Below are 25,364 nucleotides of genomic sequence, written 5' to 3'. Positions count from 1 at the left end.
TGCTTGTGAAACTCATATAAAGTACTATCAAATGTGATTAGTAATCCAATGTATGAAAACAGTAATTCCTAGTGATGTAATAGGTGTTGGTCTTGTTTTAAATAGAAATAAAGAATTACTTATAGACAAGCGTCTTGAAACTTCAAGTATGGGAGGGTTGTGGGAGTTCCCTGGCGGGAAGCAAGAACCTAATGAGTCTATTGAAAATACTATTGAACGAGAATTAAGGGAAGAAATAGGTATAAGGGTAGAAGTGGGAAAAAAACTTATATCGTTTGAATATTCGTATAGCTCTAAGAAACTAAACTTTATAGTCCACTTTTGTGAATGGAAATCTGGACAGCCAAAACCCTTAGCTAGTCAGAAGTTACTTTGGGTATCTGCAAATAGACTTGACGACTATTCTTTCCCTCCTGCTAATACTAAAATAATTGCAGCTTTATACAAATATTTTGATTTGAAAAACAAATTAATTTAAAAAATTGATAATTTATCAATAGTAATTTTATCCAAAATTAAGAAAGATGAATCCAACGAAGGTGATCTCTTTTGGCGAAGCTTTAATAGATCGTCTTGGTCCACTTGGAGGAGATCCTGCTATTGATCAACCCGTAACAAATTGCTTTGGAGGCGCTCCAGCAAATGTTGCTTGTGCTTTAAGTCGTTTAGGAGTGGACGTTACGTTTATTGGGGCTCTGGGTAATGATTCTTTTGGCCACAATTTTAAGAATTTGATAATTGATCGCGAAATCAATACAGTTGGTTTGCAAGAAGATAAGTTACGCCCAACAAGGATTGTATTAGTTCGTCGAGATCATTCAGGAGAAAGAACTTTTGGAGGATTTGCAGGCGAAAAGGGTTTTGGCTTTGCTGATCAAGCTATATCTCTTGACCAAATTGTTAAAGACTGGCCCTTCATCTCTGATCAGGCTAAATGGTTAGTTATTGGAACTATTCCTATGGCTTCTAAAATTTCTGCTGAGGCGTTTTCATGGTGTATTCAAAAAGCTAATCATCAAGGAATTAAAATTGTGCTGGATTTGAACTGGCGGCCAACTTTCTGGCGGAGTGAATTATCTAAAGAAGAAGCTCCTTCTGCGCAAGAAGTAAATATGATTCAACCAATTTTAAATAAAGTATCTTTAATCAAACTTGCCAAGGAGGAAGCTCAGTGGTTTTTCAAGTCTGTTAACCCCCAAGAGATTTCATTAACCATGCCCCAAAAACCATCGGTAATAGTTACTGACGGAGCAAATCCTGTACATTGGTTTATAAATAAAAATTTAGGTAATACGAATTCAATTTCACCACCCAAAATTGTCGATACAACAGGCGCTGGAGATGCTTTCACAGCAGGATTAATTTACAAGCTTTTGTCTGCTGAATTGGATTGCTTAACTTATAAAATGGCTGAGGAAATTATCCGTTTTGCCATCGGCTGTGGAGCCTATGTATGTCAAGGTATTGGAGCAATTGACTCACAACCTTACTTGGAAGATATTGATAATTTATTGTCATTATCCAGTGGAGCAATAAGCTGAAAAAATCGGCCTTGATTTTCTAAGGTATATTCTAATTTGCCTCTCCATGCATCATGCACAGGAAGAGATAATCTTTCTGGCCATTCAACAACCATTAATGCGCCCATCGCTTTGGATTCCTCTTCTTCTATTAAAAAAAATTCGTTTGCCGCATTTGAGTCTTCAATTCTATATAAATCAATATGTACTAATGGAGGGCACCCCATTGGATAATGTTGGGACAAAGAAAAAGTTGGGGAGGTGATTGGCTCACTAATTCTTAGACTTTTTGCTATTCCTTTAACTAATGTGGTTTTTCCTGCCCCAAGAGGTCCATTTAGAAGGAGAATGCTTAGGTTTGGAATTTTTTTTGTTAATGTTGAACCTAGTGACATTGTTGATTCAGGTTTGTCTAGAGTCCAGCAGAAATTATTTGTTTGCTGAGCAAATTCATTAAAAACCTCGAATTGTTTTTCAGAATCTTTTTTCACAATCTCCCATAGAGAGTTTTATTTATGTTTGCAGCAACGAAGTCAAATCTCAACAGTTTTGAGAAAAATATTGATTACGTAGTTAACGATATAACCGAAGCAGAATTCGGGCGAAAAGAACTTTTGATAGCAGAAACAGAAATGCCTGGTTTAATGGCACTTCGAAGAAAATATGGGTCCCAAAAACCATTGAAAGGAGCTTGTATTGCTGGTAGTCTCCACATGACAATACAAACAGGAGTACTTATTGAGACTCTTGTTGAACTTGGTGCAAAAGTTAGATGGGCGTCTTGTAATATTTTTTCGACTCAAGATCATGCTGCTGCTGCTATCGCAAATTCAGGTGTACCAGTATTTGCCAAAAAGGGTGAAACATTAGATGAGTATTGGGAATATACGCATAAAATATTCGAATGGAGTGATGGTGAATCTGCAAATATGATTCTTGACGATGGGGGCGATGCGACTGGATTAATAATTTTGGGGAGCAAAGCGGAGGAAGATATCTCGGTTTTGGATAATCCCTCAAATGAAGAGGAAATTGCATTATTTGCTTCTATAAAGAAAAAACTATCTCAAGATCCAAATTTCTATTCAAAAGCTAAATCCTTTATAAAAGGAGTTACTGAGGAAACTACAACTGGTGTAGCTCGTCTTTACCAAATGGAAAAAAGCGGCGAACTTGTATTCCCAGCAATTAACGTAAATGATTCTGTAACTAAAAGTAAGTTTGACAATCTGTATGGTTGTCGAGAATCCTTGGTTGATGGCATTAAAAGAGCTACAGACGTGATGGTGGCTGGCAAGGTAGCCCTTGTTATGGGGTATGGAGATGTTGGGAAAGGTTCTGCTCAGTCACTCAGGGGATTGGGCGCGACAGTGATGATTTCTGAAATAGATCCTATATGTGCTCTTCAAGCCTCAATGGAGGGTTTTAGAGTTGTGAGATTAGATGAAGTGGTTGAAGATGTTGATATTTTTGTTACGGCCACTGGAAATTTTCAAGTTATTCGTCATGAGCATTTGATCAGGATGAAGAATGAATCAATAGTTTGTAATATTGGCCATTTTGATAATGAAATAGAGGTTGCCTCTTTGAAGTCCTATGAATGGGAAAATATTAAACCTCAAGTTGACCACATAACTTTACCAAGCGGTAACAAAATAATTCTTTTAGCTGAAGGAAGATTGGTGAATCTTGGATGTGCTACTGGACATCCAAGTTTTGTTATGAGTAATTCTTTTACCAATCAAGTATTAGCTCAAATTGAATTATTCAAATACGGAGTTAAATATTTGAATAAAGTTTATGTTTTGCCAAAACATTTAGATGAAATGGTTGCTCTACTTCATTTAGATAAGATAGGAGCAAAGCTAACTAAGTTAACTAAAGAACAAGCTGCATATATTAATGTTCCAATCGAAGGTCCTTATAAGACAGATCAATATCGTTATTAATTCTATTTAAACAATTCAAATTAAATGCACATAACTGAATTTATATCTTCTTTACCAGTATTAATAGGAAATGCAGTTGAGACTAATCAGTGGATAGGTTATGGGGCGATCTTAATAGCAATGTTTTTAGAAAATCTCATTCCCCCGATTCCTTCGGAGTTAATTATGCCTCTTGGTGGCTTTTATGTGTCGCAAGGTCAATTAGATTTTTTACCAGTTGTTTTGGCAGGTTTAATAGGAACTGTTATTGGGGCGCTGCCTTGGTATGGAATTGGCAGATTAGTGAATGAAGAAAGACTTGAGCATTGGCTTGGAAAGAATGGACGTTGGATTGGCATTAAGCCTCAAGAACTTGCTAGAAGTCGTCAATGGTTCAATAGGTATGGGGTTTCGTTAGTGTTTTGGGGAAGATTAGTACCTGGAATTCGTACTTTGATTTCCGTACCCGCAGGTGTTGAGTTGATGCCCATCAGTCCCTTTCTGATTTGGACAACCGCAGGAAGCCTTATCTGGACTTTATTTTTAACGATTACAGGGTTTTATTTGGGAGATAATTATGTAAACATTGAAAAATGGATTAGTCCTTTTTCAAGTATCTTTAAGACAATTATTATTTTAATTATATCTTGTGCTTTGATATCTTTAATTTATAAAACTCTAAGTAAACTAATTAACAATTAAGAATGATTTTTAAAATGGAATTTCGTCATTATTTGACTGCTGATTGTATGAATTATTATTGTTGAAATTACTATTATCTGAATCTCTCTTGGATCCTAATAATTCAAGACGATCAACTCTAACAACTGGCTTATTTCTATCCTCACCAGTATTACGATCTTTCCAACTATCTAATTTGAAGCTTCCAGTTATACCAATTAAAGAGCCTTTTTTTACATAATCAGCTGCGACTTGTGCTTGTTTGCCCCAAATTTCTAAATTGAACCAATCTGGTTCATCGTTTCGATTTCTTCTATTTACAGCCATTGTTAGATTGGCTACTACAGTTCCAGATTCAAAATATCTAACTTCAGGATCTCTTCCTGCTCTGCCTACAAGAGTGACTGAATTTATTGCCATCATTACCTCCTCTGTTTACTGGTTGCTAAATAATATATTTATCTTAGTTCAACTCTCTTTATGATGGCTCAAATGATTGAAATCCGTGTTTTTTAACCGTTTCAAATTCTCCCGAGATATTGGGATTGATTTAGGTACTGCAAATACCTTGATTTATGTCTCTGGTAAGGGAATTGTATTGCAAGAGCCTTCCGTTGTAGCAATGGATTTGGAAGAGGGAGTCCCCCTCGCTGTAGGTGATGATGCAAAGTTAATGTTAGGGCGAACACCAGGAAATATTCGAGCCGTTAGGCCGCTTAGGGATGGGGTTATAGCTGATTTTGATGCAGCGGAGCAAATGCTCAAGACATTTATTCAAAAATGTAATGAGGGTCGTGGAATTATTGCACCCCGACTAGTTGTTGGTATCCCTAGTGGAGTAACTGGTGTAGAGAGAAGAGCAGTTCGTGAAGCTGGTCTTGCGGGAGCAAGAGAGGTGCATTTAATTGATGAACCTGTTGCTGCCGCAATTGGAGCTTCTTTACCGGTGACAGAGCCTATCGGAACAATGATCGTTGATATTGGAGGAGGTACTACTGAAGTAGCTGTTTTAAGTCTTGGCGGAACAGTTTTAAGTGAATCTGTAAGGGTTGCGGGAGATGAAATCAATGATTCCATCGCGACTTATTTAAAAAAAGTACATAACTTAGTAGTTGGTGAAAGGACAGCCGAAGAGATAAAAATTAAAATTGGATCAGCTTTTCCATCTAATGAATTTGATTTGCAATCAATAGATGTAAGGGGATTGCATTTGCTCTCAGGTTTACCTCGTTCTATTAATTTGAAAGCGGGGGATTTACGTGAAGCTATGTCAGAGCCTCTTAATAAGATTGTTGATGCTGTAAAAAGGACTTTAGAGAGAACCCCACCCGAGCTGGCTGCAGATATTGTTGATAGGGGAATAATGCTGGCAGGAGGGGGAGCATTGGTTAGAGGTATTAGTGATCTTTTAAGTCATGAAACAGGAATTTTTACTCACGTAGCTGAGGATCCATTGTTGTGCGTTGTTAATGGATGTGGTCTAGTTTTAGATGATTTTAAATCAATGAGAAGAGTTTTAGATACGCCTGATTTTGCTAGAAATGTAATTAGAGATTGAACAATGATTAAAACCCGAGAGAAAATAGGGTTTCAATTACTTTTGAAAAGTAAGTTTTGGGTATTATTTGTATTGGGATGTTTATTGTTTGGCATTCGCTGGACAAAAGGAGCAGGATATTTAGATTTATATTCTATTTTATTAAAACCCATACTCCCTGGAACTGCTCAACGAGAATGGATTAAAGAAGGAGAAAATATTGAAAGAAATATTCGATTACAATTGCTAGAGGATGATAATACTCGTTTAAGAAGAGCTCTTTCTTTGAAAGAGTTAAATGATGATAAAAGAATTTCAGCTGCTGTAATATCTCGATCTTCAAGAAATTGGTGGCAACAGCTAGAAATTAATAAGGGTGCAAAAGATGGTGTTTTGAAAGGCCAAACAGTAGTTGGACCAGGGGGCTTACTTGGCCTAGTTGAGAATATAACTCCACTTACTGCAAGAGTTAGATTATTGACTGACCCTGGTCATCAAGTAGGAGCTTGGATTGATCGAACCCAGCAACATGGGATTTTGACTGGGATGGGTACAAATAGACCAAAACTAATTTTCCTAAATAAAAATAGTTTGGCTCAAATTGGAGATGCTGTGACGACATCTCCAGCCAGTACTCTATTACCACCAAATTTAACAATTGGAATTGTTCAGTTTGTTAACGAAAAAGCTTTACCGTCTCCATATGCAATAGTCCAATTAACTGCATCACCTGAGGCAATAGATTGGGTTCAGATCTTGATAAATAATGGCCAAAAGTAATAAGAAATTATTAATTTTTTTTACTATACTTTGTTTACAAGCTTGTGTAATTGCATCTCCTGATTGGATTAAAATAAATGGAATAACTCCATGCTGGCCTGTTATTTTATTGTTACCATTTTCACTCAAGAATAGTCCTTGGAAAGCTGCTATAGGTTCAATTTTCTTGGGAATCTTTATAGATTCTTTTACGATTAGTGATGTTTCTTATATTCCATCCTTATTTCTTTTGTCATTAGTTTGGAGCATATATGGATTGCATAATAAAAAAATTGAATTATTTTTAAATATTGGTTTGATGGCTATTTTTGGAACTGCCTTTGTTGGCCTTTCTATTTGGGTTCAAAAAATTATTCTGTATAGCGTATTAAGAAATAATTGGTTTCATTCTTGGTCAATTTATGTATTAATTTCAGAGGTAATAATTACTGGCTTAGTTGCCCCATTTGTCTCCTCTTGGCTTCTAATTACTTATAAAAAAAACTAATGCAAAAAAAATTAAAGCTTTAAAAATAGAATAAATTCTTATTTATTAGTTGGTACTCTGTCTTTTAGATTAGTAAAAGGGCTTTGAATACCTGACTTGAAGATGATATCGTCATATAACAAAAAGCCATTTCGACATAAAATTGCGATGGTCCTGTCACTAAGGCAACAGCTAATATCATGACCTGCATTTTGGTTGTAGATGATGAACCAGCAGTATTGAAAGTCTTGGTCACAAGGCTTAATCTTGCTGGCTATCAAGTTTTATCTGCACAGGACGGAGAGCAAGCACTAGAGGTTTTTCATAAAGAAGCACCAGACTTAGTTGTTCTTGATGTGATGCTCCCTAAGATGGATGGCTTTGCAGTTTGTCGAAGAATAAGAGCAGAATCTTGTGTGCCAATAATATTCTTGACTGCTCTTGAAGCTATTTCAGAAAGAGTAGCAGGGTTAGATTTAGGAGCTGATGATTACCTTGCTAAACCATTTAGTCCCAAGGAGTTAGAAGCAAGAATTGCCACGATTTTGAGAAGAGTGGGCCCTGCTCCGACTATTGATGAACCTAGAGAGGTTCCATCTGGTCAAGGAGTAATGAAGCTTGGTGATCTTGTAGTGGACACTAATAGAAGGCAAGTCAGCAGAGGAGGAGAAAGGATAGGCCTTACCTATACTGAATTTAGTTTGCTGGAATTATTATTTCGTGATCCTGGGCGTGTTGTACCTCGAGCAGAGATTTTGGAACAGCTTTGGGGTTATCCTCCCAGAAGAGCAGCTGATTTAAGGGTTGTGGATGTCTATGTGGCTCGTTTAAGGGGCAAGCTTGAACCTGATCCAAGGAATCCGGAACTGATTCTCACTGTAAGAGGTATTGGCTACGCTTCCCAAAGAATGGGAGAATTTCCTACTGCTATTGCCAGCTAAAGATTAATAGCTCAAAATTAATAGGTTTTTCATTTGATCTCGTTTATTCCTGCCGTATGTATGAATTTCCTTGTCTGAATTAAGAGATACTCGCCTCGGGAAGGCAAAAGCACTAAAAAGCCTTGGCCAAGGTCCTTATGCTTTGAATTTTCGACCAACTGACTCTGCGAATGTTTTGCAGAAAAAATATGTAGATTTGCCAAATGGCGAAGAAAAGAAAGATGAAGTATCAATTGCAGGGCGAGTAATTTCTAGAAGAGTGATGGGAAAACTTGCTTTTTTTACTCTTGCCGATGAAACAGGCACAGTTCAACTCTTTTTAGAAAAGGCGACCTTAAATCAAAATGAAAATAGCGAGAATCTAAAGAATAATTTTGAGAACATTACTTCTCTCGTTGACTCTGGTGATTGGATAGGCGTTAGTGGAATAGTCAGGAGAACTGATAGAGGTGAACTTTCTATAAAGGTTTTTGAATGGTCAATGCTATCAAAATCTTTACAACCTTTACCAGATAAATGGCATGGACTTGCCGATGTAGAAAAGCGCTACAGACAAAGATATTTAGATTTAATTGTGAATCCGCAGTCAAGAAAAACTTTTCGAACTAGGGCTTTATTAGTTAGTTCAATTAGAAGATGGTTAGATGAAAAAGATTTTCTGGAAATTGAGACGCCAGTTTTACAATCAGAAGCTGGTGGAGCAGATGCAAGGCCTTTCATAACTCATCACAACACACTGGATTTGCCTTTGTATTTGAGGATTGCAACAGAATTGCATCTTAAAAGACTTGTGGTGGGTGGATTTCAAAGGGTCTATGAACTTGGAAGAATTTTTAGAAATGAAGGAATTAGCACTAGGCATAATCCTGAATTTACTTCTGTTGAAATTTATGAGGCCTTTGCTGATTATTTCGACATGATGGATTTAACAGAAAAATTACTTTCTTCAGTTTGCGAGAAGATTTGTGGGTCTAAAAAAATTAATTATCAAAAGCAAGAAATTGATTTGCAACCTCCTTGGAGAAGGGCCACGATGCATGAATTAGTTAAGGAATTCACAAGAATTGATTTTGAATTGTTTGGAGATAATGCTGATGATGCTAGAGCTGAAATGCGTCGAGAGGGGCTTCAAGTGCCCGAGAAGGCCGACACTGTTGGAAGGCTCTTAAATGAAGCTTTTGAACAAGTAGTAGAGCCAAATCTGGTTCAACCTACATTTGTTATGGACTATCCAATTGAGATTTCTCCATTGGCTAGAAAACACAGAACTAAGAAAGGTTTAGTTGAAAGATTTGAACTTTTTATTGTTGGTAGAGAAACTGCTAATGCTTTTAGCGAATTAATTGACCCTATTGATCAAAGAGAACGTTTACTTTTGCAGCAAGCGAAAAAGGAAGCAGGTGATCTTGAGGCTCAAAGTTTGGATGAGGATTTTATCAATGCTCTTGAAGTCGGAATGCCTCCAACAGGAGGTCTAGGAATAGGTATAGATAGGTTTGTAATGCTGTTAACAGATAGTCCTTCCATAAGAGATGTAATAGCTTTTCCACTTTTACGACCAGAATCAAATTTAAAACAAACCGGAAAGTGACCCATCAGAGTGGATAATAGGCGAGTAAGTATTTTGTTCAGATGAGTGGCGAGAGAGTTGGTTTCCGTTTCAAGCATGCAGATGCTGTTGTGAAAAGGAACCCCCAGGGGCGTTCAAGACGCGGTTGGGTTATGGAACCTGTTGAGCAAACCACAAGCAGGGGCACAAAAATGCCTGCTTATCGCATTAGATGGAGAGATAGCGAGCGTCCTGAAATCGTTTTACAACATATGCTCATTGCTGATCCTGATCCAACACCTCCACCAGAAAATGTTAGTTTGGATGTCACATGAGAAAAGATAATTAAAGTTTGATTTTTATAAAAATTCTAGTAAAAAGTAATAAATTTTTTTTCTTCTAAAAACGTTTTAGAGCATTGGCTGCATCTCTTTTGTAGTCATTGCTCTTCTCTCGATCTCTTTTGTCATGAAGTTTTCTTCCTTTACCGACTCCTATTTTTAACTTTATCCATGAGCCTTTGAGATAAAGACTTAAAGGTATTATTGCTAAACCTTTTCTCTCTAAATTTATTTTTAATTTCTCAATTTCTTTTCGATGCGCAAGTAGTTTTTTGATTCTCAGAGGTTCGTGATTGAAAAATTTACCGGCATGATTATGAGGTGATATATGAACATTATGTAGTTGAATTTGATCTTTTTTTATAAGGCAAAAACCATCTTTTAAATTTACTTTTCCAGCTCTAATTGATTTGACTTCTGTTCCAAGAAGCTCTAAGCCAGTTTCAAGTGTTTCTAGGATTTCATATTCATATCTTGCTTGTCGATTTTCTGCTAGGCGACGAGTTCCATCGACTGAGGAATTATTTTTGGATTTTTTCTTTCCTTTTTTGCTCATTCTTCTATTTACCTACATTTTTGTTGAGATGCCACTACCCTTCGGTCATGGCAATTGTGTCTTCAATTACTAATCATTCTTCCTTCCCTAATGATAAAGGAGAGGAACGATTGGTTGATCCCAGTCTTTTAAAGGAGGAGCTTAAATTATCTCAACAAGATTCACTCAGGCCTAAATCTTTTGATGATTTTGTAGGTCAATCTGAATTAAAGCAAGTTCTTGAGATTTCAGTTAAAGCATCATTAAAAAGAGGAGAAGCACTTGATCATTTAATGCTTTATGGGCCGCCGGGATTGGGAAAAACTACCATGGCTCTTGTTATTGCGGAGGAGTTGGGCGTTAAAGCTAGAGTTACAAGCGCTCCTGCTCTTGAACGACCAAGGGATATCGTTGGATTATTGATCAATATGCAGCCTCGTGAATTGATTTTTATTGATGAGATTCACAGACTAAATCGTATATCACAGGAACTTTTGTATCCAGCGATGGAAGATAGAAGGTTGGATTTAACAATAGGTAAGGGCACTTCTTCGAGAATGCGATCAATCGAAATCCCCCCTTTTACGTTAGTAGGTGCTACTACAAAACCCGCAGCATTAAGCTCTCCTATTCGAGATCGTTTTGGCATAACTCAGCGACTAGATTTTTACAATTATTTGGACCTTGAAAATATAATTAAAAGATCTGCGAAACTTATTAATTTATTAATTTCAGAGGAAGCATCTCACCAATTAGCGAAAAGAAGTCGAGGTACTCCCCGGATTGCAAATAGGCTCATACGAAGAGTTAGAGATTATGCAGAAGTGCATTCCTCTTCAAAAATGATTGATGTTCAAGTTGTTAACGATGCACTTGATCTGCATCGCGTGGATCAAAGAGGGTTAGATGCAACAGATAGAAGTTATTTAGGGTTGTTATTTAATCAATTTCAAGGTGGTCCAGTAGGACTTGAAACGTTGGCTGCTGCACTTGGAGAGGATTCAACGACTCTTGAAACGGTAGTTGAGCCTTATCTAATGCAAATTGGTTTTTTACAGAGAACATCTAGGGGAAGGGTTGTTACTCCAGCAGCTAAAAAACATTATTTGCTAACTTCCGAAAATAAGATAGATACATGATTGCTGGAAGAGTTGTAAAAGTTCTACTTTTACTTTCTATTATTTTTGTTTTCGTGCCATTTTCGACCCAAGCTAAAATGCTTCCTAAAATTTTATTCGAGAAGGCTCTTCAAGAAAGCAAAGAAGGAGATTTCATTCGAGCTGAAAAAGATTGGAGTTCTTACTTACATGAGAATCCAACTGATGCTGCTGCGTTAAGTAATAGAGGTAATATTCGTCTAGCTCTTGGTGATCCTAAAGGAGCTATAAAAGATCAAACTAAGGCTATTGAAATTTCGCCTGAAGATTTAGATCCTTATCTGAATAGAGGAATTGCTGAAGAAGCCTTGCAGCGTTGGGAGGATGCCAGTAAAGATTACAACTACGTTTTAAACAAGAATCCTAAAGATGTTTCAGCTTTATATAACTTAGGTAATGTGATGGGCTCCATGGACAATTGGATTGAAGCGAAGAAATTGTTTGCTCAAGCTGCCTCTTCCAATAATTCTGTAGCTATGGCTAGGTCTAGTGAGGCGCTTGCGATTTATCAATTGGGCGATATTGAACTCGCTGAAAAGAAAATCAGAATATTAATTCGTAAATATCCTTTATTCGCAGATGCTAGAGCAGCATTAAGTGCTCTTCTATGGAGTAAAGGCTTCTCAGGTGAAGCTGAAAGCAATTGGGCTGCGGCTGCTGGATTAGATATTCGATATCGTGATAAGGATTGGTTGTTGAATATTCGACGCTGGCCTCCAAGACCCATAAATGATTTGATTGCATTTCTTGCATTGGATGATAGATGAAAGATTTAGAAAAAAAAATTGACGTTTTAACCAAGGATATATTGCCTGATTTGATTCAATTACGTCGTCATCTTCATGCTCACCCAGAGCTAAGCGGTCAGGAATATCAAACTGCTGCTCTTGTTGCCGGGGAGCTTAGACAATCAGGTTGGGAAGTAAAAGAAGCTGTTGGTAAAACGGGAGTGGTGGCTGAAATGGGTAATAAAAGCGCACCTGTCGTTGGCTTACGAGTTGATATGGATGCTTTGCCAATTGAGGAGAGAACAGGTTTAGATTATTCCTCTGCAATTCAAGGCCTGATGCATGCATGTGGTCATGATCTGCATACTTGTATCGGTTTGGGAGTGGCGAAAGTATTAGCAAAAAACAAATTTACAAATTCTCGGATCCGAATCATTTTTCAACCTGCTGAAGAGATTGCTCAAGGTGCAAATTGGATGAGAGCTGAAAAGGTTCTTGAGGGAGTACAAGCTCTTTTTGGTGTGCATGTTTATCCAGATTTGTCAGTTGGGAAGATTGGAATAAGAAGTGGTACTTTTACAGCCGCCGCGGCTGAATTGGAAATAGATATTATTGGCAATGGAGGGCATGGAGCCAGACCTCATGAAGGCATAGATTCAATTTGGATTTCTGCGAAAGTTATTAGTGGACTTCAAGAGGCTATTAGTAGACGTATAGATGCTCTTAAGCCTGTAGTTATTAGTTTTGGGAAAATTTCAGGAGGAAATGCTTATAATGTTATTGCTGAGAGGGTTAAGCTTCTTGGCACAGTGAGGTGTCTTGATAGCAACCTTTATGAAAAATTGCCTCAGTGGATTGAGAAAATAGTAAAAAATATAGCTTCTACTTATGGAGCTCAAGCTAATATAAATTTCAAGTCGATCGCGCCTCCAGTTTATAACGATCCAGAGTTGACTAGTTTGTTATCTAACTGTGCGAAGAATTTTATGGATGAAAAAAATATTGTTTATTTAGAAAATCCGTCATTAGGTGCTGAAGATTTTGCTTTCTTCTTGCAAGATGTTCCAGGGACCATGTTTCGATTAGGAGTTGCTGGAGATCAAGGTTGTGCCCCATTGCATAGTGGAAATTTCTCTTTGGATGAAAGAAGCCTGGAATTAGGAATCAACATTTTGTCTCAAGCATTAGTCATGGCATCGAACACTTTGCAAGACATCTAGCCACGTAATTTTATGAACAGATTGGGTAACCCATTAATATCAATTTCTGCACCTTTGCTAATTTTATTAGCAATTACAGGCTTTTTACATAGAGAGGGCAGAGATAAAATCCAAGCCATACCTGCTTTAGTTGTTGGAAGTGGACTGGTTTTGACTGGAGCGACTAGAAGATTTAGGCGACGAAGAATGTTGTTTCTAGAGATAAAAAAAGATATGAATGATCAAAATTTTTAATTCCAAAATTTTTATCTATAAAAACTTTAGGGTTTAGTTGCCGATTTCGAGCTAATTTATATTTATCACTAGGGGTGCCATATCGCTTTGCTATATGGCTGAGATCACACCCTCTGAACTTGATCTGGTTTGAACCAGTGTAAGGAAAGTGAAATCTTGTGATCTTTGATGAATATTACTCCTTGTTTATTCAATAGCTTTTAAGTTCATGCGGAATTCATGGGTGGCTTCCAGAACAGGTAAAAACAATGTTTCTCAGATGTATTTTGCTCGCAAAAGCCAAATTACTGAAGAAATGAGGTATGTGGCAAAGCGTGAGAATCTTCCTGAGTCTCTAGTTATGGAAGAGGTTGCGCGAGGTCGAATGGTTATTCCGGCAAACATTAACCATACGAACTTAGAACCGATGGCAATAGGTATTGCCTCAAAATGTAAAGTTAATGCAAATATTGGGGCCTCGCCTAATGCAAGCGATATTAGTGAAGAATTAAAGAAACTTGAGCTGGCAGTGAAATATGGCGCAGATACTCTAATGGATCTCTCTACTGGAGGGGTTAATTTAGATGAGGTACGAACTGCAATTATTGATGCTTCCCCTATACCGATTGGGACAGTTCCTGTTTATCAAGCTTTAGAAAGTGTTCATGGTTCTATTTCAAGATTAACTGAGGATGATTTTTTACACATAATAGAGAAGCATTGTCAACAAGGAGTTGATTATCAAACCATTCATGCAGGCTTATTGATAGAGCATTTACCAAAGGTTAAAGGTCGTATAACTGGAATAGTGAGTCGTGGCGGAGGAATTCTTGCTCAATGGATGCTCTATCACTACAAGCAAAATCCTTTGTTTACTCGTTTTGATGATATTTGCGAAATATTTAAACGTTATGATTGCACTTTTTCTTTAGGTGATTCACTCAGGCCTGGATGTCTGCATGATGCATCAGATGAAGCTCAACTTGCAGAATTGAAAACTCTTGGTGAATTGACTAGACGTGCTTGGGAGCATGATGTTCAAGTCATGGTTGAAGGTCCCGGTCATGTACCTATGGATCAAATTGAATTTAATGTTAGGAAGCAAATGGAGGAGTGTTCAGAAGCGCCTTTCTATGTTCTAGGTCCATTGGTAACAGATATATCTCCTGGTTATGATCACATTTCAAGTGCGATTGGTGCAGCGATGGCAGGTTGGTACGGGACCGCGATGCTTTGTTACGTAACACCTAAGGAACATCTTGGGTTGCCAAATCCTAATGATGTCAGAGAGGGTTTGATTGCTTATAAAATTGCTGCTCATGCTGCAGATGTCGCAAGACATAGATCAGGAGCTCGTGATCGCGATGATGAATTAAGTAAGGCTCGGAAAGAATTTGACTGGAACAAACAGTTTGAATTGTCTTTGGATCCAGAGAGAGCTAAGCAATATCATGACGAAACTTTACCGGAAGAAATTTTCAAAAAAGCAGAGTTTTGTTCCATGTGTGGCCCTAACCATTGCCCGATGAATACAAAAATCACAGATGAAGATCTTGATCAATTAGACGATCAAATAAAATCAAAAGGTGCAGCTGAATTAACTCCAGTAAAGTTAAACAAAGAAAATTAGTTCTTTGTTTAACTTGTTTTGTTTGGATGAACTATATGGTAATTAAATGATTAATTTTATTTGTTGAGAAGATTTCTAGATTTATCTAGTACGTTCTCAACTGTAAATCCAAATTTCTCCATACATAAGCCACCTGGAGCAGATGCGCCAAAGCTACTCATAGTTACGCTGTCACCATCAAGACCAATATATTTATGCCATCCGAAGCTCTCTGCAGCTTCAACTACTATGCGTTTTCTGATATTTGAAGGCAAAATTTCTTCTTTATAGCTCTCGCTTTGTTCTTCAAAAAGTTCAACGCATGGCATTGAAACAACACGCACTTTTCTTCCTTCTGCAGTTAGCTTTTTCGCTGCTTGAACACATAAATCAAGTTCAGTTCCTGTTCCGATAAGTATTAGTTCTGGGGTGCCTTCGCACTCCTCAAGCACGTATCCACCTAAAGCAACTTTGTCTACGGATGAATTTTGTTGATTGGCCATACCCTGCCTACTTAGGCATAAGGAACTTGGTCTCTTACGATTTTTAATTGCAACTTTATAAGCACCACTTGTTTCATTGCCATCGCCTGGACGGAAAACCATCATGTTTGGCATTGCTCTCAAGGATGGAATTGTTTCTATGGGTTGATGTGTTGGGCCATCTTCACCAACACCTATGGAATCATGGGTTAAAACATAAATAACCCCAAGCTCACTAAGAGCTGAAAGACGCATAGATCCTCTCATGTAGTCTGCGAAGACTAAGAAGGTTCCACCATAAGGAATTAAACCACTATCGTGATAAGCAATACCGTTTAATATGGCTGCCATAGCATGTTCTCTGACACCAAAATGCAAATAACGTTTTTCAGGACTGTCATATTGAAAAGATCCAGTTTCACCTTTGATATCTGTGTAATTTGAATGCGTTAAATCAGCAGAACCTCCTATTAGTTCAGGAATATTTGGACCAAGCGCTCCTAGACATATTTGAGAATGTTTTCTAGTAGCGACCCCTTTGTCATCGGATGTGTAGGTAGGTAAGTCTTTATCCCAGCCTTCAGGGAGTTCACCTCTCAACATGCGCTCAAATTGAGATGATTCATTAGGATATTTTTCTTTGTATGTTGCTAGGGTTTGATTCCACTCTTCTTCTAGTTGTCCTCCTTTTTGAATTGCTTGACGATATTGATCGTAAGCATCTTGGGGAACCTCGAAAGGTTTGTAAGACCAACCCAATTGTTTTCTAGTGAGCTCTGCCTCTTCTTCGCCCAACGGGGCGCCGTGAATACCTGCAGTATCACTTTTATTAGGTGAACCGTAGCCAATAGTTGTTGTGACTTTGATAATTGATGGCTTATTAGTGACGGCTTTGGCCTTTTCTATTGCTTGAGATATTCCTTCAACATCTGTATTCCCCTCAGGTATTTCTTGTACATGCCATCCATATGCTTCATATCTTTTTAAGACATCCTCCGTAAATGAGACATCTGTTCTTCCATCAATAGTTATGTGATTATCGTCATAGAGAGCAATTAATTTTCCAAGTTTTAAATGCCCAGCAAGAGAACAGGCCTCTGAAGAAATACCCTCTTGATTACATCCATCTCCCATTATTACGTAGGTGTAATGATCTACAACTGTTGAATCAGGCTTGTTGAATTTTGCAGCAAGGTGAGCTTCCGCAATAGCTAATCCAACTGCATTTGAGATTCCTGCTCCTAAAGGTCCTGCCGTTACTTCAACTCCAGGAGTTTCGAAGGTCTCTGGATGTCCTGGGGTTTTAGCTCCCCACTGTCTAAATTCTTTTATATCTTCAATGGTGACGGAGTCATAACCAGTCAGATGCAGAAGAGCATACAAAAGCATGCATCCATGTCCCGCTGAAAGAACAAATCTGTCTCGATTAAACCATTTTGGGTTTTTTGGATTGTGTCGTAAGTGTTTGTCCCACAATGCATAACCCATAGGTGCGCAACCCATAGGTAAACCTGGATGACCACTTTTGGATTTATTAATTGCATCAACAGCGAGCATCCTGATGCTGTTGATGCAAAGTGTGTCTAGGGAAGTAGTCAAGGCAACCATTTTGAATTAGTGAGTGTGGGTAAGAAATTTAAGTAAAAAGCGAAAATGAAATTAAGTTAGATCATTTGTCGAAAAGCTAGACAGACATTGTGACCGCCAAACCCGAATGAGTTAGATAGTACGACACCTAATTTCTTTTCTCTTGCTTTGTTGGGCACATAATCAAGATCACAATTTGGGTCTGGATTTGAATAATTAATTGTTGGCGGAATTATTTCATGTTTTATTGCCAGAGCACAAGCAACAGCCTCGATTCCTCCAGACCCTCCTAGTAGATGTCCAGTCATAGATTTGGTTGAGCTTGTAGGGACTTTATACGCATGATGTCCTAAAGCATTTTTTATAGCAGATGTTTCATTGCTGTCATTAGCTGGAGTGCTAGTTCCGTGAGCATTAATGTAATCGACTTCTTCTGGATTAATTTGTCCATCAATTAATGCAAGTTTCATAGCTTCTGCACCTCCTACTCCACCTGGAGTAGGAGAGGTAATGTGATGAGCGTCACAAGTGGTTCCATAGCCAATGATTTCTGCATGGATTGTTGCGTCTCTTTTTTGAGCATGTTCAAGAGTTTCTAAAATTAGTACTCCTGCCCCTTCTCCAATTACAAATCCATCTCGTTGAGAATCAAACGGTCTACTTGCGGTAGATGGGTCATCATTTCTGAAAGATAACGCCTTTGCACTTGCAAATCCTGCTACTCCTAAAGGGGTAATACTTGCTTCTGCTCCGCCGCAAATCATTGCATCTGCTTTGCCTAATTGGAGCAGTCTGAATGCATCACCTATAGCATTTGATCCAGCGGCACAAGCAGTTGAAACTGATGAACTTGGACCTTTGGCGCCGAGTGCAATAGCTGCTAGCCCTGTAGCCATGTTGGGAATCATCATGGGAACAGTAAACGGACTAACTCGACTAGCTCCTTTGTTTTCTAAAACATGAGCTTGGGTTTCCATAGTCAGCAATCCGCCAACTCCAGAACCAATAATTACACCGATTCTTCCAGAATTTGAGTCGTCAATGATTAGCCCGGAATGATTCAAGGCCTCTTTTGCTGCAATGACTCCAAATTTTGAAAAACGATCCCATCTTTTGGATTCTTTTGGCTCTAATTTGCCAGTGGGATCAAAACTTTTCACCTCTGCTGCAAATCTGCATGCATGGGATGAGGCATCAAAGAGTGTTATTTGATCTACCCCATTTTGTCCGGATTGAAGCCCTTGGAGGTAATTTTCGATGTTGTTGCCAATTGGAGTAATGGCGCCAAGACCTGTAATAACAACTCGATGGAGTTTCTCCATCATTTGAACCTCAAGACTGTTTTTCTTCGATGTATTTGACTGCATCACCAACAGTGGCAATGCCTTCAGCAGCCTCGTCGGGGATTTCAATGTCAAATGCCTCTTCAAGAGCCATCACTAATTCGACAGTGTCGAGAGAGTCGGCTCCGAGGTCGTTTTGGAAATTTGAATCCGGTTTGACTTCACCGGCTTCAACGCTTAGTTGTTCTGCGACAATAGAACGAACTTTTTCAAGGATTGCTTCCTGGGACATAACCTTCTTAGACCTGACTTCCAATACTACGGGTTAGAGTGTCGAGTTAACAAAAGTGACGGCATTGCAACTATTTTTTTTTATGTAGCGAAACGTAGGTATAGTTTTATACATCAAGGAAATATGGGTTGGTAATTTGTCACACGCCGTCAAAATCTATGACACCTGTATTGGATGCACCCAATGCGTAAGGGCTTGTCCACTGGATGTTCTTGAAATGGTTCCCTGGGATGGCTGCAAAGCTTCACAGATAGCTTCATCTCCAAGAACAGAAGATTGTGTTGGATGTAAGCGTTGTGAAACTGCTTGTCCAACTGATTTCCTTAGTATTCGGGTTTACTTAGGTGATGAAACAACTAGGAGTATGGGCTTGGCATACTAAAAATTAGTATTTTTCTTAAAGAAGGTTTATTTTATATAAATAATTTGTCATGTTAATTTAAATATATGTGTGGCATATTTGCTGTTATTGGATCAAGAGAAGTTTCTTCTTTACTTATTGATGGATTAAGAAAATTGGAATATCGCGGCTATGACTCTGCAGGTATAGCAACAATTGATAATTTAAATAACGATCAAATTGGACAAATAAATGTTGCAAAAGCAAAAGGAAAGCTAATTAATCTCTCAAATTTAATTAAAAAAAAGCCTCCCAAAGGTCATGTTGGTATCGCCCATACCAGATGGGCTACCCATGGTAAACCTAACGAAAGAAATGCCCATCCTCATCTTGATTCCTCAGGGCAAATTGCAGTTGTGCAAAATGGGATTATCGAAAATTACAGAGAGTTATCTAGCAGCCTTAAACTTAAAGGAATTAAATTAACCTCGGAAACTGACACTGAAATAATTCCACATTTAATCGCTTTAGAGATAGAGCAGTCTATGGGAAATGGAATTTCCCAAAATGAACAGACATTAATAAACGCGGTTCAAAAAGTTTTGACTTTATTAGAAGGGACTTATGCCATAGCAGTGATTTGGTCTAAGGTACCAAATGCTCTAGTAGTAGCTAGAGGACAAGCTCCATTAGTTATTGGTTTTGGGGAAGGTGAGTTTTTTTGTGCAAGTGATACTCCAGCATTGACAGGGTTTACCCGTACATTTTTACCTTTAAGGGATCATGAAATTGCACTTTTAACTCCATTAGGAATTGAACTTTATGATCAGGATGGAAAGAGGCAGCACAGAGCACCATCGATCTTGCAGGGAAAGGAATTTTTTGCGGATAAAAGAAATTTCCGTCATTTCATGCTTAAAGAAATTTATGAGCAGCCAGAGACGGCACAACTATGGATAGATAGATTTTTGCCTATTGATTTGCCCTCCGAAAATCCGGTGGCTTTGCCGATATCTAAATCTATCCTTGAAAAAATAGAACAAATACAAATACTTGCCTGTGGTACAAGCAGACATGCAGGTATGGTTGGTGCTTATTTGTTGGAACAGTTTGCAGGAGTTCCAACAAATGTATATTTTGCTAGTGAATTTAGGTACGCTCCGCCTCCACTTTCCCCAAATACTTTGACAATAGGAGTAAGTCAATCAGGTGAAACGGCAGATACCTTAGCTGCCTTAAGGATGGAAAAGGATAGAAGAGATTCTACTAAAGATGCTAATTTTTCGTTTCATCAATTGGGAATTACTAATAGAGTTGATAGTTCATTTGGTCGCGAATTAGAAAATGTTATTGATATTGGATCAGGCATCGAAATAGGTGTTGCAGCAACCAAAACCTTTCTTGGTCAAATGTTGTCCTTTTATGGTTTAACAATCCTATTTGCTTCGCATAGAAACAAAAGAACCCCTAAAGAAATTTTAGATCTATCTAATGATTTGAGATTAATTCCTAAACAGCTAACAGATCTTATAAAGAAACATGATTCTCTCTCCCAAGAAATAGCACATTTGTTTGTTGAAACAAAGGATGTAATTTTCTTAGGGAGAGGAATAAATTATCCAATTGCACTCGAAGGTGCTCTTAAACTAAAGGAAATAAGCTATATCCATGCGCAAGGTTATCCTGCTGGAGAGTTGAAACACGGACCAATAGCTTTGTTAGATCAACATGTTCCAGTAGTATCTCTAGCTGTTCCTGGAGTTGTCTATGGAAAGGTTCTAAGTAACTCGCAAGAGGCTAAAGCTAGAGATGCCCGTTTAATTGGTGTATCTACATGTGGTCCGGAATCGGAAATGTTTGATGAGTTATTTGCTATTCCAAAAGTTAGTGAATGGGTGAGTCCTCTATTAACCGTTGTACCTTTACAGTTATTTAGTTATCACATAGCAGCTCATAAAGGCTTAGACGTTGATCAGCCTAGGAATTTGGCAAAAAGTGTAACTGTGGAATAAAAATTTTTAATTATAAATTATTTTATAAAATTAATTTCCAAAAATTTTAATTTATAGAGTATAGTTTTTCAACTAAGATTGTTTAATTCTGCCATAAGAATCTTCGAAGCGAATGATATCTTCTTCATCTAAATACGTTCCGCTTTGAACTTCAATAAGCTCAAGTTTCATTTTTCCTGGATTGCTTAATCTATGTTTGCAACCTAAAGGAATGAATGTACTTTCATTTTCACTTAAAAGTTGTTTTTCTCCATTTTTTTCTATCAATGCTGTTCCGTTAACCACAACCCAATGTTCGGCTCTGTGATGATGCATTTGTAAAGAAAGAGAAGCATTTGGCTTTACTTCTATAAGCTTAACGAGCCATCTATTCCCCTCAACTATTGTGGTGTAATTTCCCCAAGGTCTATAAATTTTTTTGTGCATTTTACCTTCTGGAAAGTCTGATGAACTTAGGCTTTTTACTATATTTCCAATATTTTGAGATTGATCTCTATTAGCGACTAAAATAGCATCATTTGTATCTACAACTATTAGATTTTCTATTCCTATTCCTACAATTAGACGTTGTTCACTTTTTAAATAACAATTTTTACTTTTCTCAGCTATTACTCTTCCATTTATGTAGTTGCCATTATTATTTTTTTGACTAATATCCCACAAAGACTTCCAACTTCCTATGTCACTCCATCCTGCATTCAAAGGAAGAACGGTTCCTAATTTTGTTTTTTCCATAACTGCAATATCTAAAGATATTTTTGGACATTTCGTGAATGACTCTTCTTCTAATCTTAGGAAGTCAAGATCTTCTACATCTTTCTCTATAGCAATTTTACAATAATTGATTATTTCTGGAGAGAATTTTTCTAATTCACTTAGAATTGAACTTGCTTTAAAAAGAAACATACCACTATTCCAAGTGTAGCGTGAATCTTTGATTAATTTCTCTGCTATATTTTTATTAGGTTTTTCTATAAATTTGTTTATTTCTAAACCAGTTATTTGATCTTCTTCACTAAGCAATTCTTTTGCTTCAATGTAACCGTAACCAGTTTCTGCGCATGTTGGAACAATACCAAAAGTTACTAGTCTTCCTTGATTTGCATATGTTTTTGCTGATTGAATTACTTTTTGAAACTCAACTATATTTTCTATCAAGTGATCGGCTGCCAAAATTAATAGTAAAGGATCTTTACCAGAAGAAATTGATTGAAGAGCAGCAACTGCAATAGCTGGAGCAGTGTTACGTCCTACTGGCTCTAGAATAATTGCTTGGGGATTAGTATTTATCTCTCTAAATTGTTCTGCAACTATAAATCTATGTTCTTCATTGCATATCAAGATAGGATTTTCAAGTCCCTCTAAACCTAGAAGCCTTTCATAAGTTTTCTGCAAAAGAGTTTTCTTTGTTCGTGAATCTAATGCTAGAAATTGCTTAGGATAACTTTCTCTAGAAAGTGGCCAAAGCCTTGTTCCTGATCCGCCACTAAGAATTACAGGAATAATTGAGTTATGAGTTTTTTTCATAGAGAACTATGCAATCCATGTTTGGAGTTCTGATGAAAAACCTGAATGGTTTTTAGAGTTCCAATAATCCAGGAGGTGGATTGATTAGCAGCCATTTGTCTTTGATTTCTATTTCTGGGACAATTTCTTTAACAAAAGGTACCAAAACTTTCTTACCTTCTACTAACTCTATCTCTAGAAGGTCGTTCCCTCCTTTGATTAAGTCAGTTACATAACCAATTAGGGTCTTTTTTGGGCCTCTTCTCGCCTCTAAACCGATTAAATCAAAGTAATGGTATTCGTCTTTATTCAAAATTGGTCTGCTATCAAATGGTATAACTAATTTCCAACCAATAAATTCCTCTGCTGAACTCCTATTAGATATTCCCTCAATCGAAATTACATAGATTGATTTCCCTGGAATAAGCGTTCCTTTTTTTAAATTAATTTCAGTGGGCAATTCATTAGCTTTTTGAACCCATCGTTTTCCTGGTTTTGTAAACCTTTCAGGAAAGTCGCTGCTAGGTTTAATTCGAACATCTCCTTTTAACCCCTGCGGAGCAACAATTTCTCCTATTGACATCCATTTGTTTTTATCGACCATTTGTGTGTGTAGAATTTTAATAGTTTATTTGGATATATTGAATTATGAATGATTTAAAAGAGCCTATTCTACCTGGGGCAATGGTAACTGTTTTTAACCAAGATTCAATTTACAATGGTTATGAAGGGTTTGTTCAAAGAATAAGTGGTGATAAAGCGGCAGTGCTTTTTGAAGGAGGTAATTGGGATAAATTATTAACACTACCTTTAAAAGATTTAGTGAAAAGCTAATTAATCATTTTTATAAAGAAACTAATTACTGATCAATCATATTATTCTGAAAACGTTCCAAGGCTTTGCCTGCGGCATCTTTTTCTGCTTGTTTTATTGATTTCCCCAAACCTTTAGCAATTAGTCGATTCTTAATATATACAGTACAAAAAAATCGTTTTGGATTGCCATGCTGTTTGTCAATTTCAATTGTTTTGTATACGGGAATTGATAAGCCTTTGCTTTGAGTCAATTCCTGAAGTGCTGATTTGTAATTTTTCTTATGAGGATCAGCTAGGATTTCTTTACTCTTTTCATCCCAAAATGGAATAAGCCAATTTTTTATAGGCTCTAAAATAGTGAGACTTTCATATAAAGCTCCTATTAATGCTTCAGTTGCTTCTGCTTGAATAGTTGCCTTTGCTGATTTATCATTAAGGGCTTTTTTTCCAATAAGTAATACATTTTTGATTTCTATTTTTTTACCAACTTCTTCTAGCCATTGATCACTTACAAGATGTGAACGAAGTTCAGATCTTTCTCCTACTTTCATATATCGATATTTATTTTTTATATAATCTGATGCAATAAGTCGTAAAACTGCATCTCCAAGAAATTCAAAGTTTTCGTAATTAATTTCACTATTTGCTGAACTATGAGTTAGTGATTCATTAATATAAAAAATATTTTTTATATTTTCATTTGTAAATTCATTTTTATATTTCTGATCAAAATTTAGACCTTTAATAAAGTTAATTATTTCTTCTACTCTTTGATTTGAGATTTTCATAATGATTTAAAGCATATGATTTAAGTAGTAAAAGCAATAGGATTTGGACTGTAATTTTTTTTCTGTGAAATTAATAAAGTGAAAGCAGGTCATAAGCCGGGTTCTGTTCATTCTTCTTTTATTAGAAAAAGAATGGGCAATCATCTATCTGGGACTAAAGTTGCCTGTAGCCTCAAGCGGCTCTCCTTAGGGACAAGGTCTATGGCCATCCAGTGCCCCTAGCCTTGCTCCTGGCCGGGGTTTACCTAGCCAGCACCTCTCGATGCTGCTGGTGCGCTCTTACCGCACCTTTGCACCCTTGCCGCGCTTGTTGGGATTTCACCATTAAGCATTAGGCGGTGTGTTTCTGTGGCACTATCCTCACGGTCACCCGCACTGGGAATTACCCAGCAAGCCTGGCCAAATAGGAGCCCGGACTTTCCTCAATAGAATTCATCAGCTTGTTGCTGAAGTTCAATTGCGATCACCTCCCCTGCTTTCTACTCCATCATGCCTCAAGGCATAATTAATTTCAGGGGGCTGTAGCTCAGTTGGATAGAGCGACGGTTTCCTAAACCGTAGGTCGTGGGTTCGAGTCCCGCCAGCCCCGTCTAAAAAACGAATTAAAACTAAAAATATGTAGTCCTATATGTGGTGGGTGTGCAAAATCATTACTCTCTCGCTAGCGTTGTTGTAGTGAATCAGTCAACATGGCCCAGCTTCACGATCTACGCTTGCGATTACTTGTTCAACAAGAGAGTGAACAGATATCTAACTCTCAACCGAGTGATTTAGATTTATCAATTGTTCAAGCTCGATGCTTATGTTGGTTAACACTTCTAGCGGAAGCACATGAAGATCAGTCTAATGATGCGGAAGGAAGAGGTGATACGGAACAAGCGATGGGTTGGTTTGCCGACTCAATGAGATTACGTGATGTTATTCAAGTGGTTACCAGCATTGAAATACCTCTACCCGAGAGCACTGATTCAGATAACAATGACTTAGAAGGAGACTTATTTAACGGTGAGCCCCCTATGACGGCCTGATAAATGCAATGATGGTTCCTAAGCTG

Annotated in this window: 28 protein-coding genes, 1 tRNA gene, 1 other RNA gene and 1 riboswitch; of the genes, 20 read left to right on the top strand and 10 right to left on the bottom strand. The window is 37.5% G+C overall.

Translation table 11 applies throughout. The features are described from left to right. Nucleotides 1-52: 52 nt before the first annotated feature. Both mutT and O5637_RS06835 read left to right on the top strand, forming a co-directional pair. Nucleotides 53-478: an 8-oxo-dGTP diphosphatase MutT gene (mutT, locus tag O5637_RS06840; RefSeq protein ID WP_269603659.1), complete on the top strand. Its 426-nt coding sequence runs from the start codon at nt 53-55 to the stop codon at nt 476-478. 46 nt (nt 479-524) lie between these two features. Further along, a complete protein-coding gene (locus O5637_RS06835) occupies nt 525-1,541 on the top strand; it encodes a carbohydrate kinase family protein (RefSeq protein ID WP_269603658.1) in 1,017 nt (338 codons plus the stop codon). Here the strand turns inward: O5637_RS06835 and tsaE are convergent. Then, nucleotides 1,487-2,011 carry a tRNA (adenosine(37)-N6)-threonylcarbamoyltransferase complex ATPase subunit type 1 TsaE gene (gene tsaE, locus O5637_RS06830; protein ID WP_269603656.1) on the bottom strand — a complete coding sequence of 175 codons (525 nt, stop codon included), beginning with the start codon at nt 2,009-2,011 and terminating at the stop codon, nt 1,487-1,489. The genes O5637_RS06835 and tsaE overlap by 55 nt on opposite strands. 24 nt (nt 2,012-2,035) lie before the next feature. Between tsaE and ahcY the strand changes: the two genes are divergently transcribed. Continuing rightward, complete coding sequence (gene ahcY, locus O5637_RS06825) at nt 2,036-3,469, top strand: adenosylhomocysteinase (RefSeq protein WP_269603654.1); 1,434 nt, start codon at nt 2,036-2,038, stop codon at nt 3,467-3,469. Between the two features lie 24 nt (nt 3,470-3,493). Continuing rightward, complete coding sequence (locus O5637_RS06820) at nt 3,494-4,150, top strand: DedA family protein (RefSeq protein ID WP_269603653.1); 657 nt, start codon at nt 3,494-3,496, stop codon at nt 4,148-4,150. Between the two features lie 9 nt (nt 4,151-4,159). Here O5637_RS06820 and O5637_RS06815 read toward each other — a convergent pair whose 3' ends face one another. Next, complete coding sequence (locus O5637_RS06815) at nt 4,160-4,549, bottom strand: single-stranded DNA-binding protein (RefSeq protein WP_269606944.1); 390 nt, start codon at nt 4,547-4,549, stop codon at nt 4,160-4,162. Nucleotides 4,550-4,634: 85 nt separating this feature from the next. On the opposite strand from O5637_RS06815, the gene O5637_RS06810 reads away from it, so the two are divergent. The 6 genes from O5637_RS06810 to O5637_RS06785 all read left to right on the top strand — a co-directional run bounded on the left by O5637_RS06810 (nt 4,635) and on the right by O5637_RS06785 (nt 9,737). Next, entirely contained in the window at nt 4,635-5,687 is a 1,053-nt protein-coding gene (locus O5637_RS06810; protein WP_269603652.1) for a rod shape-determining protein, read from the top strand. Nucleotides 5,688-5,690: 3 nt separating this feature from the next. Beyond that, entirely contained in the window at nt 5,691-6,446 is a 756-nt protein-coding gene (mreC, locus tag O5637_RS06805) for a rod shape-determining protein MreC (protein WP_269603651.1), read from the top strand. Further along, the gene (locus O5637_RS06800) at nt 6,433-6,933 is read left to right on the top strand and encodes a hypothetical protein (RefSeq protein WP_269603649.1); all 501 of its coding nucleotides are present in this window, start codon (nt 6,433-6,435) and stop codon (nt 6,931-6,933) included. The genes mreC and O5637_RS06800 overlap by 14 nt, the downstream gene beginning before the upstream one ends. A 179-nt stretch (nt 6,934-7,112) precedes the next feature. Then, nucleotides 7,113-7,853 (top strand): response regulator transcription factor RpaB, encoded by a 741-nt coding sequence (rpaB, locus tag O5637_RS06795; RefSeq protein WP_269603647.1) that lies wholly within the window; start codon nt 7,113-7,115, stop codon nt 7,851-7,853. Between the two features lie 70 nt (nt 7,854-7,923). Continuing rightward, nucleotides 7,924-9,444 (top strand): lysine--tRNA ligase, encoded by a 1,521-nt coding sequence (gene lysS, locus O5637_RS06790; protein ID WP_269603645.1) that lies wholly within the window; start codon nt 7,924-7,926, stop codon nt 9,442-9,444. 41 nt (nt 9,445-9,485) lie between these two features. Continuing rightward, nucleotides 9,486-9,737: a hypothetical protein gene (locus O5637_RS06785; protein WP_011295538.1), complete on the top strand. Its 252-nt coding sequence runs from the start codon at nt 9,486-9,488 to the stop codon at nt 9,735-9,737. Nucleotides 9,738-9,801: 64 nt separating this feature from the next. Here O5637_RS06785 and smpB read toward each other — a convergent pair whose 3' ends face one another. Further along, complete coding sequence (smpB, locus tag O5637_RS06780) at nt 9,802-10,299, bottom strand: SsrA-binding protein SmpB (protein WP_269603642.1); 498 nt, start codon at nt 10,297-10,299, stop codon at nt 9,802-9,804. A 47-nt stretch (nt 10,300-10,346) separates the two neighbouring features. Between smpB and ruvB the strand changes: the two genes are divergently transcribed. The 5 genes from ruvB (at nt 10,347) to thiC (ending at nt 15,226) form a co-directional block, all read left to right on the top strand. Beyond that, nucleotides 10,347-11,417, top strand: a complete 1,071-nt coding sequence (gene ruvB / locus O5637_RS06775; RefSeq protein ID WP_269603640.1) for a Holliday junction branch migration DNA helicase RuvB — start codon at nt 10,347-10,349, stop codon at nt 11,415-11,417. Beyond that, nucleotides 11,414-12,202: a tetratricopeptide repeat protein gene (locus O5637_RS06770; protein WP_269603639.1), complete on the top strand. Its 789-nt coding sequence runs from the start codon at nt 11,414-11,416 to the stop codon at nt 12,200-12,202. The genes ruvB and O5637_RS06770 overlap by 4 nt, the downstream gene beginning before the upstream one ends. Beyond that, nucleotides 12,199-13,383, top strand: coding sequence for an amidohydrolase (locus O5637_RS06765; protein WP_269603637.1), 1,185 nt, complete (start codon nt 12,199-12,201; stop codon nt 13,381-13,383). The genes O5637_RS06770 and O5637_RS06765 overlap by 4 nt, the downstream gene beginning before the upstream one ends. A gap of 12 nt (nt 13,384-13,395) precedes the next feature. Continuing rightward, entirely contained in the window at nt 13,396-13,617 is a 222-nt protein-coding gene (locus tag O5637_RS06760; RefSeq protein WP_269603635.1) for a DUF3188 domain-containing protein, read from the top strand. A gap of 60 nt (nt 13,618-13,677) precedes the next feature. Then, nucleotides 13,678-13,781: riboswitch (TPP riboswitch) on the top strand. A gap of 44 nt (nt 13,782-13,825) precedes the next feature. Then, nucleotides 13,826-15,226, top strand: a complete 1,401-nt coding sequence (gene thiC / locus O5637_RS06755; RefSeq protein WP_269603633.1) for a phosphomethylpyrimidine synthase ThiC — start codon at nt 13,826-13,828, stop codon at nt 15,224-15,226. Nucleotides 15,227-15,282: 56 nt separating this feature from the next. On the opposite strand, the gene tkt is transcribed toward thiC, so the two are convergent. Genes tkt through acpP form a run of 3 tightly spaced genes read right to left on the bottom strand, consistent with a single transcriptional unit; the run spans nt 15,283 to nt 18,849 of the window. Further along, nucleotides 15,283-17,295: a transketolase gene (gene tkt / locus O5637_RS06750; protein WP_269603631.1), complete on the bottom strand. Its 2,013-nt coding sequence runs from the start codon at nt 17,293-17,295 to the stop codon at nt 15,283-15,285. A gap of 56 nt (nt 17,296-17,351) precedes the next feature. After that, nucleotides 17,352-18,599: a beta-ketoacyl-ACP synthase II gene (gene fabF / locus O5637_RS06745; protein ID WP_269603630.1), complete on the bottom strand. Its 1,248-nt coding sequence runs from the start codon at nt 18,597-18,599 to the stop codon at nt 17,352-17,354. Nucleotides 18,600-18,606: 7 nt separating this feature from the next. Then, entirely contained in the window at nt 18,607-18,849 is a 243-nt protein-coding gene (gene acpP / locus O5637_RS06740; protein ID WP_011295529.1) for an acyl carrier protein, read from the bottom strand. A 136-nt stretch (nt 18,850-18,985) separates the two neighbouring features. Between acpP and psaC the strand changes: the two genes are divergently transcribed. After that, nucleotides 18,986-19,231 (top strand): photosystem I iron-sulfur center protein PsaC, encoded by a 246-nt coding sequence (gene psaC, locus O5637_RS06735; protein ID WP_011295528.1) that lies wholly within the window; start codon nt 18,986-18,988, stop codon nt 19,229-19,231. 65 nt (nt 19,232-19,296) lie between these two features. Further along, nucleotides 19,297-21,201, top strand: a complete 1,905-nt coding sequence (glmS, locus tag O5637_RS06730) for a glutamine--fructose-6-phosphate transaminase (isomerizing) (RefSeq protein WP_269603628.1) — start codon at nt 19,297-19,299, stop codon at nt 21,199-21,201. Nucleotides 21,202-21,273: 72 nt separating this feature from the next. Here glmS and O5637_RS06725 read toward each other — a convergent pair whose 3' ends face one another. Both O5637_RS06725 and rimM read right to left on the bottom strand, forming a co-directional pair. Next, nucleotides 21,274-22,728, bottom strand: coding sequence for a mannose-1-phosphate guanylyltransferase/mannose-6-phosphate isomerase (locus O5637_RS06725; RefSeq protein ID WP_269603626.1), 1,455 nt, complete (start codon nt 22,726-22,728; stop codon nt 21,274-21,276). 52 nt (nt 22,729-22,780) lie between these two features. Continuing rightward, nucleotides 22,781-23,311 (bottom strand): ribosome maturation factor RimM, encoded by a 531-nt coding sequence (gene rimM / locus O5637_RS06720; protein WP_269603625.1) that lies wholly within the window; start codon nt 23,309-23,311, stop codon nt 22,781-22,783. 44 nt (nt 23,312-23,355) lie between these two features. Here rimM and O5637_RS06715 point away from each other — a divergent pair, with 44 nt between their 5' ends. Further along, entirely contained in the window at nt 23,356-23,541 is a 186-nt protein-coding gene (locus O5637_RS06715) for an NAD(P)H dehydrogenase subunit NdhS (RefSeq protein WP_269603623.1), read from the top strand. Between the two features lie 25 nt (nt 23,542-23,566). Here O5637_RS06715 and rnc read toward each other — a convergent pair whose 3' ends face one another. Together rnc and rnpB are read right to left on the bottom strand one after the other, a co-directional pair. Next, nucleotides 23,567-24,310: a ribonuclease III gene (gene rnc / locus O5637_RS06710; RefSeq protein ID WP_269603621.1), complete on the bottom strand. Its 744-nt coding sequence runs from the start codon at nt 24,308-24,310 to the stop codon at nt 23,567-23,569. A gap of 76 nt (nt 24,311-24,386) precedes the next feature. Beyond that, nucleotides 24,387-24,790, bottom strand: an RNA gene (rnpB, locus tag O5637_RS06705) — RNase P RNA component class A. 35 nt (nt 24,791-24,825) lie between these two features. Here rnpB and O5637_RS06700 point away from each other — a divergent pair. Next, nucleotides 24,826-24,899: transfer RNA gene (locus tag O5637_RS06700), tRNA-Arg, on the top strand. A 100-nt stretch (nt 24,900-24,999) separates the two neighbouring features. Beyond that, on the top strand, nt 25,000-25,338 hold the full coding sequence (locus tag O5637_RS06695; RefSeq protein WP_269603619.1) for a hypothetical protein: 339 nt from the start codon (nt 25,000-25,002) through the stop codon (nt 25,336-25,338). Nucleotides 25,339-25,364: the final 26 nt, after the last annotated feature.

The sequence above is a fragment of the Prochlorococcus marinus str. MIT 0917 genome, assembly GCF_027359575.1.
Taxonomy (GTDB): Bacteria; Cyanobacteriota; Cyanobacteriia; order PCC-6307; family Cyanobiaceae; genus Prochlorococcus_B; species Prochlorococcus_B marinus_D.
This window is presented reverse-complemented; position numbering and strand designations above follow the sequence as displayed.